The organism is Mesorhizobium sp. M0243, assembly GCF_040321775.1.
Classification (GTDB): Bacteria; Pseudomonadota; Alphaproteobacteria; order Rhizobiales; family Rhizobiaceae; genus Mesorhizobium.
The window spans coordinates 89,155-103,592 of the sequence record NZ_JAMYSF010000022.1 but is presented as its reverse complement, the minus strand read 5'-3'; the positions used below and the strand labels follow the sequence as shown (position 1 = coordinate 103,592).

Sequence of the window (14,438 nt, the reverse complement as noted above, 5' to 3'; positions counted from 1 at the left end):
AAAAACACGGGGGCGATCATGCCCCCGTGTCGTCAAAAAGCTACCAGCCAAATATCCTGTCAGAACACTGAAGGTGCCTAAGTGAACTGCATTAGGGCGTTGCTCGGCCTTTTTCGTTTGAGCCGGCATCGCCCGTGCGCCCCGTATCCAAGCTGCGTTGCATATTAGCCGCACCTCTTTCGCCCCGTGCGATTGTGACGTTTTGGCAACACTTTCTGAACAACCCCTGCGCTGGAAGCCGGGCTGAGGAAATTGCCCATTTCCCGCCATAAACCCGGCGCACCTCGATCTTGTCTCGGGACACGCGCCAAAAGGCTCGGCGAGGGGGCAGGCCGCTCCGCCCCATTTGCAGGGAAGATGGGGCAAGGAAGAGTATGGACGCCAAAGTCATCTCCAAGGCTAAGCTCCCCAGCCGCCATGTGACCGTCGGTCCGGCGCGTGCGCCGCATCGTTCCTATCTCTATGCGATGGGTTTGTCGGCGGCCGAGATTGCGCAGCCGCTGGTCGGGGTCGCCTCCTGCTGGAACGAGGCGGCGCCCTGCAACATCTCGCTGATGCGCCAGGCGCAGGTGGTCAAGAAGGGCGTCGCTGCGGCCAGCGGCACGCCGCGCGAATTCTGCACCATCACCGTCACCGACGGCATCGCCATGGGTCACCAGGGCATGAAGTCATCGCTGGTGTCGCGCGAGGTCATCGCCGATTCGGTCGAACTCACCATGCGCGGCCATTGCTACGACGCGCTGGTCGGGCTGGCCGGCTGCGACAAGTCGCTGCCCGGCATGATGATGGCCATGGTGCGGCTCAACGTGCCGTCGATCTTCATCTATGGCGGTTCGATCCTGCCCGGCAGCTATCGCGGCCGCCAGATCACCGTGCAGGATGTTTTCGAGGCGGTCGGCCAGCACTCGGTCGGCACGATCAGCGACGACGAACTGCTTGAGATCGAGCAGGTCGCGTGTCCCTCGGCCGGTTCCTGCGGCGCCCAGTTCACCGCCAACACCATGGCCACCGTCGCCGAGGCGATCGGCCTGGCGCTGCCCTATTCCTGCGGCGCGCCGGCTCCCTATGAAATGCGCGACCGGTTCAATTTCGCCTCCGGCGAAAAGATCATGGAACTGATCGCGAAAAACATCCGGCCGCGCGACATCGTCACGCTGAAGGCGCTGGAGAATGCGGCGACCGTGGTCTCGGCCACCGGCGGTTCGACCAACGCGGCACTGCATCTGCCGGCGTTCGCCCACGAGGCCGGCATCAAGTTCGACCTGTTCGACGTGGCCAAGATCTTCGAGAAGACGCCTTACATCGCCGACCTCAAGCCGGGCGGCAAATATGTCGCCAAGGACATGTTCGAGGCCGGCGGCATTCCGCTGCTGATGAAGACGCTGCTCGACCACGGCTATCTGCATGGCGACTGCATGACCGTGACTGGCCGCACTTTGGCCGAAAACATGCAGCACGTTGTCTGGAATGAGCATCAGGACGTGGTCCGCCCGGCCAACACACCCATTACCCAAACCGGCGGTGTCGTGGGCTTGAAGGGAAACCTTGCCCCCGAAGGCGCGATCGTGAAGGTCGCGGGCATGGCGGAGTTGAAGTTCTCCGGCCCGGCACGCTGCTTCGATTCGGAAGAGGAATGTTTCGAGGCGGTGACGCAGCGCAACTACAGGGAAGGCGAAGTTCTCGTCATCCGCTACGAGGGGCCGCGCGGCGGCCCCGGCATGCGCGAGATGCTGTCGACGACGGCAGCACTTTACGGCCAGGGCATGGGCGGCAAGGTGGCGCTGATCACCGACGGGCGCTTCTCGGGCGCGACGCGCGGTTTCTGCATCGGCCATGTCGGCCCCGAAGCAGCCGTAGGCGGCCCGATCGGACTGCTCAGGGATGGTGACGTGATCTCGATCGACGCGGTGAACGGCACGATCGACGTGGCGTTGTCCGATAGCGAACTGGCGGCGAGGGCAAAGACATGGAAGGCGCGCGCGACCGATTATCAGTCGGGCGCGATATGGAAATATGCACAGACGGTAGGGCCGGCGCGCGATGGCGCGGTGACCCATCCAGGCGGTGCGAAAGAAACACACTGTTATGCGGACATCTGAGTTGTTGAAGTCAACACCAGAGTTGTTGAGGTCGTCTGTCTTTTCGGCACTGGTCGTGATCGCCACTTTTGGCGCGACCTTTGGCGCCGTGGGCCAGGCCATGGCCTTCGACGACAAGGTGTTCGACGACAAGACCGGGGTGAAGCCGCAATCCAGCCCATGGGCGGTCTTCCAGTTCGGCTTCTCCGCCTACAAGAACGGCCACAAGGAACAGGCTGCCGAGGCCTACAAATACGCCGCCGAAAACGGCCAGATCGGCGCCACCTGGAAGCTTGCCCGCATGTATGCCGAGGGCGACGGCGTGGCGCGTGACGACTACGAGGCGTTCAAGTTCTTCTCCGAGATCGTCGATCAGGACGTCGAGCCCGGCTCGCCTGAGGAAAGCTATGTCTCCGACGCGCTGGTGGCGCTTGGCGACTATTTGCGCACGGGCATTCCTGGCAGCCCGGTCGCCGAGAACGAGGTGGCGGCCCAGGAATATTACATGCGCGCCGCCGCCAACTACCGCAATCCGAACGCGCAGTTCGAAATGGGGCAGATGTTCCTGAAGGGCGAGGGCGGCGTGAAGGCCAGCGTCAAGCAGGCCGGGCGCTGGTTCCAACTCGCCGCCGAGAAAGGCCATGCCGGCGCACAGGCGACACTGGGCCATTTGTTGTTCCAGAGCGGCAAGATCGTTCGTGGCCTGGCGATGATGACGGCAGCGCTCGAACGCGCTTCGCCGGCTGACCAGCCCTGGATCCGCGGCATGCAGGAAGAGGCATTTGCCACCGCCGGCGAGGCCGACCGCCGCACCGCCATCTCGCTGGCCGATGATATCCTCACCAAGGGCAACAACGCGGATCAGTAATCTCGCGGCCGCGTCAGCTTCACCAGCAGCACTCGATTTTCGATCGTGATCAGTTCTCGATCGGCTCCGTCGGCACCATGCTGGGCGCCGGCGTCGAGATCGGCGTGACATGGGGTTGTGGCGCCAGCGTGTTTTCCGGGCAGCTATCCCCGATCTTCGTCCACGATGTGTTGTTGAGCACCATGTCGCAGCGAGCCAGATGGCTCCGGTCGGCAAGCGTCAGGCAGGCGACCTGGCCAAGCTGGTAGGATTTTCCATTGGCCAGGCATTCCTGGTCGGCAAATGCCGCACCGGGAGCGGCCATGGCAAATGCCAGGCCGATCGGACAAAGATGAAATCGTGTGCTCATGGAACCCCAGCCGCCATGCTGGCCCGCAATGATCGGCGCGAAAAGTGGCGATATGAGGTCCAGCGCAGACGTGCCCGGCGAGGGTTCTCTCAGGCCGGCTGAAGTGCGAGATCGATCGCCACCGGCACGTGATCGGACGGTTTTTCCCAGGCGCGCACGTGCTTTTCGATCGACGCGGAAGAAAACCGGTTGGCGGCTTCCGGCGACAAGAGCAGGTGGTCGATGCGGATGCCGTTGTTCTTCTGCCACGCGCCGGCTTGATAGTCCCAGAATGTGTAGGTGTCGGGTGCGTCGGTGACCGCGCGCACCGCCTCGGTGAAACCAAGGTTGAGCAGCCGCCGGAAGGATTGTCGCGTCTGCGGCTGGAACAGCGCGTCGCCCAGCCAGTTCTCCGGAAACCGCGCGTCGATCCGCTCGGGAATCACGTTGTAGTCGCCGGCGAGCACCAGAGCCTCCTCCAGTCTCAGCCGTTCTTCGGCCCAGCGCTCCAGCCGCGCCATCCAGGACAGCTTGTAAGGAAACTTCTTCTCGTCATCGATCGGATTGCCGTTCGGCAGATAGAGCGAGGCGACGCGCAGCGCGCCCTTGTCAGTCGAGAAAACCCCTTCGATGAAACGCGCCTGTTCATCGGCATCGTCGCCGGGCAGGCCTCGGATCACCTCGTCGAAGCGCAGCTTCGACAGCAGGGCGACGCCGTTGAAACCCTTTTGGCCGTGGGTTTCGACATTGTAGCCAAGCGCCTCGATCTCGGCGCGCGGGAATTGCTCGTCGACCGACTTGATCTCCTGCAGGCAGACGATGTCGGGTGCGCTCTCGGTCAGCCAATGGGTGAGGTTGCCAATGCGGGCGCGGACACCGTTGATGTTCCAGGTGACGATTTTCATGGCGGTCTCGATGCTGTTCAGTTGGATTCTTGCGGCGGATGGCGTTCGACGAGGCCAATCGTATTGCCAGCCGGGTCCTTTAGGAAGGCCATCCATTCGCTTTCCCCCGCTGGACCGAACTGGCCCTCTGTGTCGCGATGGACAAGTGTTGGCGGCGCGGTGAAGGGTACGCCTGCCGCGACCGCAGAGGCATGGAAGTCATCGAGGCCCGATATGTCGAGATAGACGGTTCCGGCCGGTATGCCGTCGGTGAACAGCAGCCTGATATCGCCGGCCATGATGAAGGCGATGCCCGGCGGGTCGAAGCGCGCATGAACCGCCATGCCGAGCACGTCGCGCCAGAAAGCCAGCGTGGCGTCGAGATCACGGCCAGCCGACAGCGCGATCTGACGGACCGCACCGATAGCAGGCATTCTATATGGAGAAACTCGTGCCGCAGCCGCAGGAGGCGACGGCGTTCGGATTGCGGATCTGGAACGACTGGCCCATCAGATCGTCGACGAAATCGATCACAGAGCCGCCCATATAGACCAGCGACAGATCGTCGATCAGCACGGTGGCACCGTCCTTCTCGATGGCGACGTCGTCGTCATTGCGCGTATCGACCAGATCGAACTTGTAGGAGAAGCCCGAGCAGCCGCCGCCTTCGACCGACACGCGCAGCGCCGTCTTGCCGGCCTCGTTCGAGACAATCCTGGCGATCCGCTTGGCGGCGGCCTCGGTCATATCGACTTTCATGGCAGTCTTGGCATCAGCGCCCATGGGCGTCACCTTGCTTTCGGTTTCACATGATAGGTATGAAGCGCGAGGGGCCAAGTCAACCTGGCTAAGTCAAACGCGGCAGCATCAGCCATGACCAATGAGTTGGGCGACATCGGATTCGGCTATCGGCCGCGCGCCGCCTATGCCTGCGACCCGGCAAAGTCGCGCGGACGGCTGTTCGACGAGGTGGAAAGCCCGACCCGCACGCCATTCCAGCGTGACCGTGACCGCATCATCCATTCGACGGCCTTCCGGCGCCTGAAGCACAAGACGCAGGTCTTCATCGCGCATGAAGGCGACCACTATCGCACCCGGCTGACCCATTCGATCGAAGTGGCGCAGATCGCGCGCGCCCTGGCACGGGCGCTGCGCGGCGACGAGGATCTCGCTGAGGCGGTGGCGCTGGTGCATGATTTCGGCCACACGCCCTTCGGCCACACCGGCGAGGACGCACTGAACGAGAAGATGGCCGCCTGGGGCGGCTTCGACCACAACGCGCAATCGCTGCGCATCGTGACGAGGCTGGAGGCGCGCTACGCCGAGTTCGATGGGCTCAACCTGACCTGGGAAACGCTGGAAGGCCTGGTCAAGCACAATGGGCCGCTGACGGACGCCAACGGCAAGGGTCTGAAAGGGCCGGTGCCGCAGGCGATCCGTGATTACTCTGAACTGCACGATCTCGAACTCGACCGGTTCGCCGGCATCGAGGCGCAATGCGCAGCGATCGCCGACGATATAGCCTACAACACGCATGACATCGATGACGGTTTGAGGGCAGGGCTACTGACACTGGACATGCTGGAGACGGTTTCGCTGCCGGGAACGATCCTGAAAGGCGTTCGCTCACGCTATCCCTCCCTCGATGATGTGCGCACCGGCCACGAGCTGATGCGGCGGCAGATAACCGCCATGGTCGAGGACGTGATCAAGTCGACGACCGCCAATCTCGATCGCATCAGGCCGCGGAGCGCCGATGCAGTGAGGGCAGCTGGCGAGACGATGGTGGTTTTCTCGGCCGAAATGGCTGCCTTGGAGAAAGAACTGAAGGCCTTCCTGTACAAGCACCTCTACCGGCACGCGGAGGTTATGCGGGTGCGCGCGGACGCCGAGCAGATCGTCAAAAATCTGTTCGACGCCTATTTCGCCGATCCGCGGACCATGCCGGACGGCTGGCGCGAGGGGCTGGATCGGGCCGACGACCGCATCAAGGCGCGCAGCGTCGCCGACTTCCTGGCGGGTATGACCGACACCTACGCGCTCAAGGAACACCGGCGTTTGTTTGACCATACGCCTGAATTGGGCTAGGGCGGGCTCGATTTTGCCGGCCACCGAGCCGGATTCGCTGCAAAGCCGCCAGAGCCAGACCCCAGAGTCACACAAATGAACATCTTCGCCGATTTCACCGCGCGAATCATAAAAGCCGTCGAAGCGCTTGATCTGAAAGACAAAGACGGCGTTTCGCCTGAGCTGTCGCGCATTGCCGTCGAGCCGCCGCGCGACGCCAGCCACGGCGACCTGGCGACCAATGCGGCGATGGTGCTGGCCAAGCCGACCGGCCAGAACCCGCGCGCGCTGGCCGAAAGACTGGCGCAGGCGCTGCGTGACGACAAGGATGTCGCGGCGACGGAAGTGGCAGGGCCCGGTTTCGTCAATCTCAGGCTCAAGGACGGCTTCTGGCAGACACATCTGACCGCAATGCTCGGCGAGGGCCGCAACTATGGCCGCTCGACGGTTGGCGGCGGCAGGAAGACCAATGTCGAATATGTCTCGGCCAATCCGACCGGGCCGATGCATGTCGGCCATTGCCGGGGTGCTGTCGTCGGCGACGCGCTTGCCAATCTGATGGCCTTCGCCGGCTACGACGTGACCAAGGAATATGTCATCAACGATGCCGGCTCGCAGATCGACGTGCTCGGCCGTTCCGCATTCCTGCGCTACCGCGAAGCGCTGGGCGACGATATCGGCGAAATACCCGCCGGTCTCTATCCCGGCGATTACCTGGTGCCCGTCGGCCAGGCGCTGGTCGCGGAATTCGGCCGCTCGCTTCTGCAGATGCCTGATGACGAGGCGCTCGCCATCGTCAAGGATCGCACCATCGATGCGATGATGGCGATGATCCGCGAGGACCTGGCGATGCTCAACGTGCATCACGACGTGTTCTTCTCCGAGCGCACGCTGCATGCCGACAATGCCAGAAAGATCCGCTCGGCGATCAACGATCTGACGCTGAAGGGCCATATCTACAAGGGCAAGCTGCCGCCGCCCAAGGGCGAGAAGCCAGACGATTGGGAGGATCGCGAGCAGACGCTGTTCCGCTCGACCGCGGTCGGCGACGACATGGACCGGGCGCTGGTCAAGTCCGATGGCTCGTTCACCTATTTCGCCGCCGACGTCGCCTATCTCAAGGACAAGGTCGATCGCGGCTTCGTCGACCTGATCTATGTGCTCGGCGCCGACCATGGCGGCTACGTAAAGCGGCTGGAGGCCTTGGCGCGGGCGATTGCCGGCGACGAGGTGAAGCTCACTGTCCTGCTGTGCAATCTGGTCAAGCTGTTTCGCGAGGGCGAACCGGTGCGCATGTCGAAGCGGTCGGGCGATTTCGTGACGCTGCGCGAAGTGGTGGAGGAGGTCGGCCGCGACGCGATCCGCTTCATGATGCTCTACCGCAAGAACGATGCGCCGCTGGATTTCGATTTCGTCAAGGTGACCGAGCAGTCCAAGGACAATCCGGTGTTCTATGTCCAGTACGCCTCGGCGCGCTGTCATTCGGTGTTCCGGCAGGCGAGCGAGCAACTGGGCGAAGCCAATTTCGACCGCAACAGCCTGGCGTCGGCCGCGGCATTGCTGACCGATGAGGGCGAGATCGGCCTGATCCGCAAGCTCGCCGAATACCCGCGGCTGATCGAGTCCGCCGCCCTTGCGCTCGAGCCGCATCGGCTGGCATTTTACCTCTATGATCTGGCTTCCAGCTTCCACGGACACTGGAACCGTGGCACGGATAATCCGGACTTACGTTTTGTTAAGGTTAACGACCGACAATTGACGCATGCCAGACTAGGGCTGGTGCAGGCTGTTTCGGACGTTTTGACGTCCGGCCTGACGTTGATCGGGGCCGCCGCGCCCACCGAAATGCGTTAGGTTTGACTAAATAACCTGTCACCTTTTGCCCACATTGCGCTGGTAAGGGCCAACCCTACGCGACGTCCATGGCGTCCGAATGAGTGCGAGTTCGGGAACAATAATGGCAGACAGAACCCAGCTGAGAGTAGCCGACAACAACGACATCGCTGACGATGATCCGTTCGCGGAACTGACCAGGATCATGGGATTCGACCCGCGCCAGCCGGTCAGGCCGCAATCGCCCGCCCAGCCGCAGGCCCCAGCCGCCGATCGCGGGCTCGAAGAGGGCGATTTCGATATCGATCTCGAGAAAGAAATGATGGGCGAGTTCGGCGCTGACGACAGCGACGCCGCTCCGGTTGTCCAGGCTCATGAGCCGACCTTCGAGCATGAGCCGGCATTCCAAGCGGCTGACGCCAGCGCGATGGACGACGAGCTTTCGGTGTCGCTCGACGACGATTTCCAACTGGACATGGCTGAGATCGACGGCCACGTCGCCGGCACCAGCCATGCGGTCGCAGCTGAAGCCGCGCCGTCCGTCGAGCCGGCTTTCGCGTCTGATTTTGACGATGCCGTCGCCGGTTCGCTTGAGGACGTCTCCCCCTTCGAGGACGATCAGTCGATGGCGGACGAGCTTGCCACTTCGCTCGACCAGGACCTCCGGATCGATGAGGAAGCCGAAGAGGCCCAATACGCCGTTGCCGACACGCACGCTTCTGTCGAGCCAGTTGCCTCAGATGACGAATTCGACGATGCGGTGGCAGTCTCGCTTGAAGACGAGCTGGTGCTCGACGACCATTCGGCGGCCGAACAGTCATTCGTGGTCGCCGAGCCCGTCGAGTATCCCATGCCGGAGCAAGCGGCGGCGCGTGACGGCCATGCAATCTCCGATGAAAGCTTTGCCGGCCATTTCGACGACGCCATGGCTGATGTCGACATGGATTTCGACGTTCGCGCGGATGAGCCGAATGCCTTCGACGAGCCGCCAACGCATGATGCGTTTGCCGATGTCGCTGACGCGAAGGGCGAGCTTCCCAGCCCTGAGAGCGTGCCGGACGATGCTTTTGACCTGAATTTGGACGACGCGTTTGCCGAAACGGTCGAAGAGCCGGTCACAGAGGTTGCCGCCGTTGCCGCCCAGCCGGCGGCGCCGGAAGCCTACATCGCAGCCGCGGTGCATGCCCCGACCGCGGACGAACGGAGCCTGGAAGACGAGTTGAATGCGCTGCTGGGTGCCATGACGGCGCGCACAGTGCCGGTGGCCAGTGAGCCCGTCACGGCTCAGCCGGCTGTCGCTGCCCTGCCGCCTGTTGCCGAGCCCGCCGAGGAACCGGCCGACCTTGTCGGCGACCTCGACTGGGATCTTGACGAACCCGCGCCTGAGCAGGACCGGCATGTTGGCACGGCCCAAGCGGCCGATGCGGATATTGACGACCTTATGCTTGATGAACTCCAGGATACGACCTGGAACACGGTTGGCGATGTCGATTTCGACGATGATGCGTTCGACGCGGCTTTGCCCAAGGATCTTGATCCGCGTGACGAAGCCGCTGACCGGGACAATTCGGCGGATTCTCTCGATTGGCTTGCGGAGCGTTCCCAACCGGCAGAGCCGCCGCGTTCGTGGAGCCGCGTGACGCCGGTTCCGCAGCAGCCGTCATTCAGCGCTCAGCCTGCGTTTGGTGCTCAGCCGGCCGCTTCGGTGGCATCCGTGGCCGCCGGGCCGGCAGTCGCCGCCATGACATCCTACCGTTCGTCCGAGCCGGTCGAGGCCGTGGCTCCCGCTGCCCCGGTATCGGCGCCGCAATCGCGCCAGCCGGCGCATTACGAAGACATGCCCGACGTCGAAACGGTCGATGTACCCGAGCGTGTCGTCGCGCTGGCGGACGATCTCGATATTCCCGAACTGCACTTCGAGGAAGACCAGCCAGCGTCGCCTGGCTACGACGATCTCGATGCGGAGTTCTCCAGCCTTCTCTCCGAGATGAACGCGGTGGAGGTCGCTGCCGCTCCCACAGGCAATTTGGCCGGCGCGTCTTACGATGATGACTCCTATGCCGCGGGCTTCAAGCCGGGCTATGACAGCCTCAAGCCGGCATATGACGGGGTCAAGCCGGGCTATGATGGGATCAAGCCGGGCTATGAGCCGGAAGCGCGGACCTATGCCGCGCGGCCGATGGACATGTCCGCCCGCGCGGCGGCGCCCACGGGTTATGCCGACGCCTCTGGTTTCGACCTTGACAGTCTGCCAGGGAGCCAGCCGGTTTCCCAAGCCGATGATTTCACCGTCGATGAACTCGACTACGATCCCGAACTCGACGAGGCTATGGCTGTCCCGGGGCTCGGCGAGCGTGAGGCCGCGAGGCCGTCGCGCGGACGCGGCCTGTTCATCGCCGCGATTGTCGGCGCGGTCGCCGTCGCGGGCGGTCTCGGTGCCTTTGCGCTGTCCTTTGGCGGCAAGGGCGGCAGCGAAGCGCCTGTCATCGTCAAGGCCGACAACGCGCCGATCAAGGTTAAGCCGGAGAATCCGGGCGGCGCCGTGGTGCCCAACCAGGACAACAAGGTCTACGACGCGGTCAGGGGCGCAAAGCCAGCCGAGCCGGTCCAGGAAAAGCTGGTCACCAACGTCGAAGAGCCGGTTGACGTGCAGGCGAAGGACCCGGCCCGCGCCATCGATCTTTCGCCGGACCAGAATGCAGCCGCCGCTGGAACCGATGTCGGCAATGCCGCGCCGATGTCCGGCGCCGCTTCGGCCGACAACGCTTCTGCCGATAGCACTGCGCCGGCGCCCAAGTCCGAGGATCGCATCGCGCAGGTGCTGCAGGATGCCGACAAGGGCACCAATGCCGATGTCGTCGCCGTTGCGCCGCGCAAGGTGAGGACCATGGTGGTCAAGTCGGACGGTTCGCTGGTGCCGCGTGAAGATCCGGCAGCGCCCGCCGCTCCGCAAATGGCCGCTACCGAGCCGGTCGATCCGGCGCCGCAGCATGTCGCCCCGGCGGCGCAAGCCGATGCGGACCAGACCGGCACCGTGGCGCCTGCCGCCGCCCAGGCGGACGACGAGCCGGCCCTCAAGCCGGTCGCCAAGCCGAAAGCCGAGGCCCAATCGGCGAACACGCCGGCAAAGGTTCCGCTCGCGCCGCAGCGTCCGTCCGACCAGCCGGTCGATGTTGTCGGCGAGGTCAAGCCCGATCAGGTTGCGTCCATAGATCCGGCATCGACCGCGGCCGGCGGTGGCTCGTGGTCGATGCAGATCGCCTCGCAGCCGACCGTCGAAAGCGCCCAGTCCAGCTATCAGGATCTGCAGCGCCGCTATGGCAGCGTGCTTGCCGGGCGTACCGCCAACATCGTCAAGGCCGAGATCGCCGGCAAAGGCACGTTCTACCGCGTGCGCGTTCCGGCCCAGTCACGCAATGACGCGATCAGTTTGTGCACCAGTTACAAGGCCGCCGGCGGCAACTGCTTCGTCTCGCGCTAAAGCCGGAGCCAACCATCAAAAGCCGGCGCGGTCCACCGCGCCGGCTTTTTCATGGGGAAAGCAGATCCGGCATTGTCCCGGATGAATCCCTGGCGATTCCCTTTGATCGCACAAAGCCCTAAACTGCCGACATGACCGAATCAAAATCCATGATCCTCGGCTGTGCCGGGAAATCGCTTACCCGCGAAGAAATCAATTTCTATCGCAATGAATGCCCGTGGGCCTTCATCCTGTTTGCGCGCAACATTGGCGAGACCGAACAGATCCGCGATCTGGTCGCCGAGATGCGGGACTGCCTAGGGCGTCCGGACGCGCTGGTGTTCATCGATCAGGAAGGCGGCCGCGTGCAGCGCTTGCGACCGCCGCTGGCACCGAACTATCCCGCCGGCGGCGCGCTCGGCGCGCTGTGGCGCGACGATCATGATGCCGGCGCCCGAGCGGCCTGGCTGATGGCGCGGCTGCATGCCTTCGACCTGCTGCGCTACGGCATCACAGCCGATTGCCTGCCGGTGCTCGATGTGCCGATCGAAGGCGCCAGCGATGTCATCGGCGCGCGGGCCTATGGCAAGGATCCGCGACCGGTGATCGAGCTCGGCCGCGCAGCCGCGGAAGGGCTGATGTCGGGCGGCGTGCTGCCGGTCATGAAGCATATTCCGGGTCATGGACGTGCCTTTGCCGACACGCATTTCGAACTGCCGGTGGTCAATGCCTCGCTCAGCGATCTGCAGCGGCATGATTTCGCCCCGTTCAAGGAGCTTAGCCATCTGCCGATGGCGATGACAGCCCATGTCGTCTACAGCGCGATCGACCCCAACAATCCGGCGACCACCTCCGGCAAGGTCATCGACGAGATCATCCGGCGCGAAATCGGCTTCGACGGACTGCTGATGAGCGACGACACCTCGATGAAGGCACTTTCTGGGGATTTCCCGACAAAGGCGGCCTCGATCCTTGCGGCGGGCTGCGATCTGGTCCTTCACTGCAACGGCGTTTTTGAGGAGATGGCCGGCATCGCATCGCGCACCATGGGGCTTGAGGGCACGTCGCTGGAGCGCGCAAAGCGGGCGCTGACCTATATAAAGAACCGTGACACGGTTGAAGAAACCGAAATACGTGCCGAATTCGCCACCTACTTCGATGCGGTGGCATAGCAAAGGGAAAGCGACAGGCAGTGGCGGAAACATTGGAAAGCAAGGCCGCGAAGGCCGCACCGATGGACCGTCTGTGGGCCGAGAATGACGATTCACGCGTTACCGGCGACCCGTCGCTGGTCGTCGACGTGGCCGGCTTCGAAGGTCCGCTCGATCTTCTGCTGCATCTTGCCCGCACCCAGAAGGTCGATCTGGCTCGCATTTCGATCCTGGCGCTGGTCGAGCAATATCTGACCTTTGTCGAGACGGCGAGGGCGCTCAGGCTGGAGCTTGCCGCCGACTATCTGGTGATGGCGGCGTGGCTGGCCTTCCTCAAGTCCAAGCTCCTGATCCCCAAGCAGCCCGGCGACGAGGGCGAAAGCGGCGAGGAACTGGCGGCGGTGCTGCAGTTCCGCCTGAAGCGGCTGGAAGCCATGCGCGACGCCTCGGCGCGTCTGGTCAACCGCAACCGGCTCGGCCGAGACGTGTTTGCGCGCGGCATGCCGGAAATGGTCATCGTCGAAAAGCGTAACGCATATTCGGCCTCGCTCTACGATCTCTTGACCGCCTATGCCCAGCAGCGCCAGAAGCAGGCGATCAACAATGTGACCATCGCCAGGCGCGGTGTCTGGTCGCTCAAGGACGCGCGCGACATCCTGACCCGCCTGGTCGGGGCTGCAAGCGACTGGACGGCGCTGGAGAGTTTTCTGATCGCATACATGACCAGTCCCGAGGAGCGGCGCACGGCGATCGCCAGTTCGTTTGCGGCCACGCTGGAGCTGGTGCGCGACGGCACGATGGACGTGCGGCAGGATCAGACGTTCGCGCCGATCTACCTGCGCGGCCGCACGCAGGCAATCAAGGCAGTCGAGGTGGCATCATGAGCGAACGCTTCAACGCTTCGGTTGTCCCGTTCAAGGTCGGCGATGAACCCGAAGAGGAGTTGCTTTCCCAGGATCCGGCCGAGCAGCAGCTACAGAACCCGGCCGAACGGCTGCATCTGGCCGAGGCCGTGCGCATGGCCGAGGCGATCGTGTTCGCCAGCGCTGAACCCGTCAGCGAAAAGCAGCTTGCGGCCCGCCTCCCTGACGGCATCAACATTGCCCTGGCCATGGCCGAGCTGCAGCAGATCTATGCGCGGCGCGGCGTCAATCTGGTGCGTGTGGGCGACGCCTGGGCGTTCCGCACCGCCGGCGACCTGGCTTTCCTGATGAGCCGCGATACCGTCCAGCAAAGGAAGCTCTCCCGCGCGGCTCTCGAAGTGCTGGCGATCATTGCCTATCACCAGCCGGTGACGCGTGCCGAGATCGAGGACATCAGGGGCGTGGAGACCTCAAAAGGTACGCTCGACACGCTGCTGGAAACGGAATGGGTGCGCATGCGCGGCCGGCGAAAGACGCCCGGACGCCCTGTGACCTACGGCACGACGGAGACCTTCCTCGACCATTTCGCGCTGGAAGAGATTCGCGATCTTCCTGGCATGGAGGAACTGAAGGGGGCCGGACTGCTTTCGGGCCGCATGCCGTCGAATTTCTCCATTCCGCAGCCGCCGGCCGATCCCGACGCATTGACCGACGACGAGGATGCGCTGACCGATATCGATCTCGAGGAACTCGGCCTGCTGACGCCGCGCGTCACGGAAGATTGACTGGCATTGGCGGCGAACTTGATGAGGATGCGCGGATTCGTAGCGGGCGTTCCCGTCGAAAATGCGTGACATCCGTCACCCTTTCATAAACTCTGTCGCAGTTGTGTTTGAATCCCAACGC

Annotated in this window: 12 protein-coding genes; 8 read left to right on the top strand and 4 right to left on the bottom strand. The window is 63.6% G+C overall.

Annotation, left to right across the window (positions count from 1 at the left end):
* The first annotated feature begins 374 nt into the window (after window positions 1-374).
* Window positions 375-2,099, top strand: a complete 1,725-nt coding sequence (gene ilvD, locus NKJ11_RS24930; protein WP_352794538.1) for a dihydroxy-acid dehydratase — start codon at window positions 375-377, stop codon at window positions 2,097-2,099.
* Window positions 2,086-2,946 carry a tetratricopeptide repeat protein gene (locus NKJ11_RS24925; RefSeq protein WP_031213511.1) on the top strand — a complete coding sequence of 287 codons (861 nt, stop codon included), beginning with the start codon at window positions 2,086-2,088 and terminating at the stop codon, window positions 2,944-2,946. The genes ilvD and NKJ11_RS24925 overlap by 14 nt, the downstream gene beginning before the upstream one ends.
* Window positions 2,947-2,995: 49 nt before the next feature.
* On the opposite strand, the gene NKJ11_RS24920 is transcribed toward NKJ11_RS24925, so the two are convergent.
* The 4 genes from NKJ11_RS24920 to erpA form a co-directional block, all read right to left on the bottom strand.
* The gene (locus tag NKJ11_RS24920) at window positions 2,996-3,295 is read right to left on the bottom strand and encodes a hypothetical protein (RefSeq protein ID WP_023812198.1); all 300 of its coding nucleotides are present in this window, start codon (window positions 3,293-3,295) and stop codon (window positions 2,996-2,998) included.
* An 89-nt stretch (window positions 3,296-3,384) separates the two neighbouring features.
* On the bottom strand, window positions 3,385-4,179 hold the full coding sequence (gene xth, locus NKJ11_RS24915) for an exodeoxyribonuclease III (protein WP_023812197.1): 795 nt from the start codon (window positions 4,177-4,179) through the stop codon (window positions 3,385-3,387).
* 17 nt (window positions 4,180-4,196) lie between these two features.
* Window positions 4,197-4,592, bottom strand: coding sequence for a VOC family protein (locus NKJ11_RS24910; protein ID WP_128304007.1), 396 nt, complete (start codon window positions 4,590-4,592; stop codon window positions 4,197-4,199).
* A gap of 1 nt (window position 4,593) precedes the next feature.
* Window positions 4,594-4,941, bottom strand: coding sequence for an iron-sulfur cluster insertion protein ErpA (gene erpA, locus NKJ11_RS24905; protein ID WP_013531288.1), 348 nt, complete (start codon window positions 4,939-4,941; stop codon window positions 4,594-4,596).
* A 90-nt stretch (window positions 4,942-5,031) separates the two neighbouring features.
* Here erpA and NKJ11_RS24900 point away from each other — a divergent pair, with 90 nt between their 5' ends.
* The 6 genes from NKJ11_RS24900 (at window position 5,032) to scpB (ending at window position 14,317) form a co-directional block, all read left to right on the top strand.
* Window positions 5,032-6,246 carry a deoxyguanosinetriphosphate triphosphohydrolase gene (locus NKJ11_RS24900; protein WP_352794536.1) on the top strand — a complete coding sequence of 405 codons (1,215 nt, stop codon included), beginning with the start codon at window positions 5,032-5,034 and terminating at the stop codon, window positions 6,244-6,246.
* A 75-nt stretch (window positions 6,247-6,321) separates the two neighbouring features.
* Window positions 6,322-8,079 carry an arginine--tRNA ligase gene (gene argS, locus NKJ11_RS24895; protein WP_352794535.1) on the top strand — a complete coding sequence of 586 codons (1,758 nt, stop codon included), beginning with the start codon at window positions 6,322-6,324 and terminating at the stop codon, window positions 8,077-8,079.
* A 103-nt stretch (window positions 8,080-8,182) separates the two neighbouring features.
* Window positions 8,183-11,539 (top strand): SPOR domain-containing protein, encoded by a 3,357-nt coding sequence (locus tag NKJ11_RS24890; RefSeq protein WP_352552369.1) that lies wholly within the window; start codon window positions 8,183-8,185, stop codon window positions 11,537-11,539.
* A gap of 131 nt (window positions 11,540-11,670) precedes the next feature.
* Window positions 11,671-12,690, top strand: coding sequence for a beta-N-acetylhexosaminidase (nagZ, locus tag NKJ11_RS24885; RefSeq protein WP_128304010.1), 1,020 nt, complete (start codon window positions 11,671-11,673; stop codon window positions 12,688-12,690).
* Between the two features lie 62 nt (window positions 12,691-12,752).
* A complete protein-coding gene (locus NKJ11_RS24880; protein WP_050596706.1) occupies window positions 12,753-13,553 on the top strand; it encodes a segregation and condensation protein A in 801 nt (266 codons plus the stop codon).
* Window positions 13,550-14,317 carry an SMC-Scp complex subunit ScpB gene (scpB, locus tag NKJ11_RS24875; protein ID WP_128304011.1) on the top strand — a complete coding sequence of 256 codons (768 nt, stop codon included), beginning with the start codon at window positions 13,550-13,552 and terminating at the stop codon, window positions 14,315-14,317. Before NKJ11_RS24880 ends, scpB begins: the two co-directional genes overlap by 4 nt.
* The last annotated feature ends 121 nt before the right edge of the window (window positions 14,318-14,438 follow it).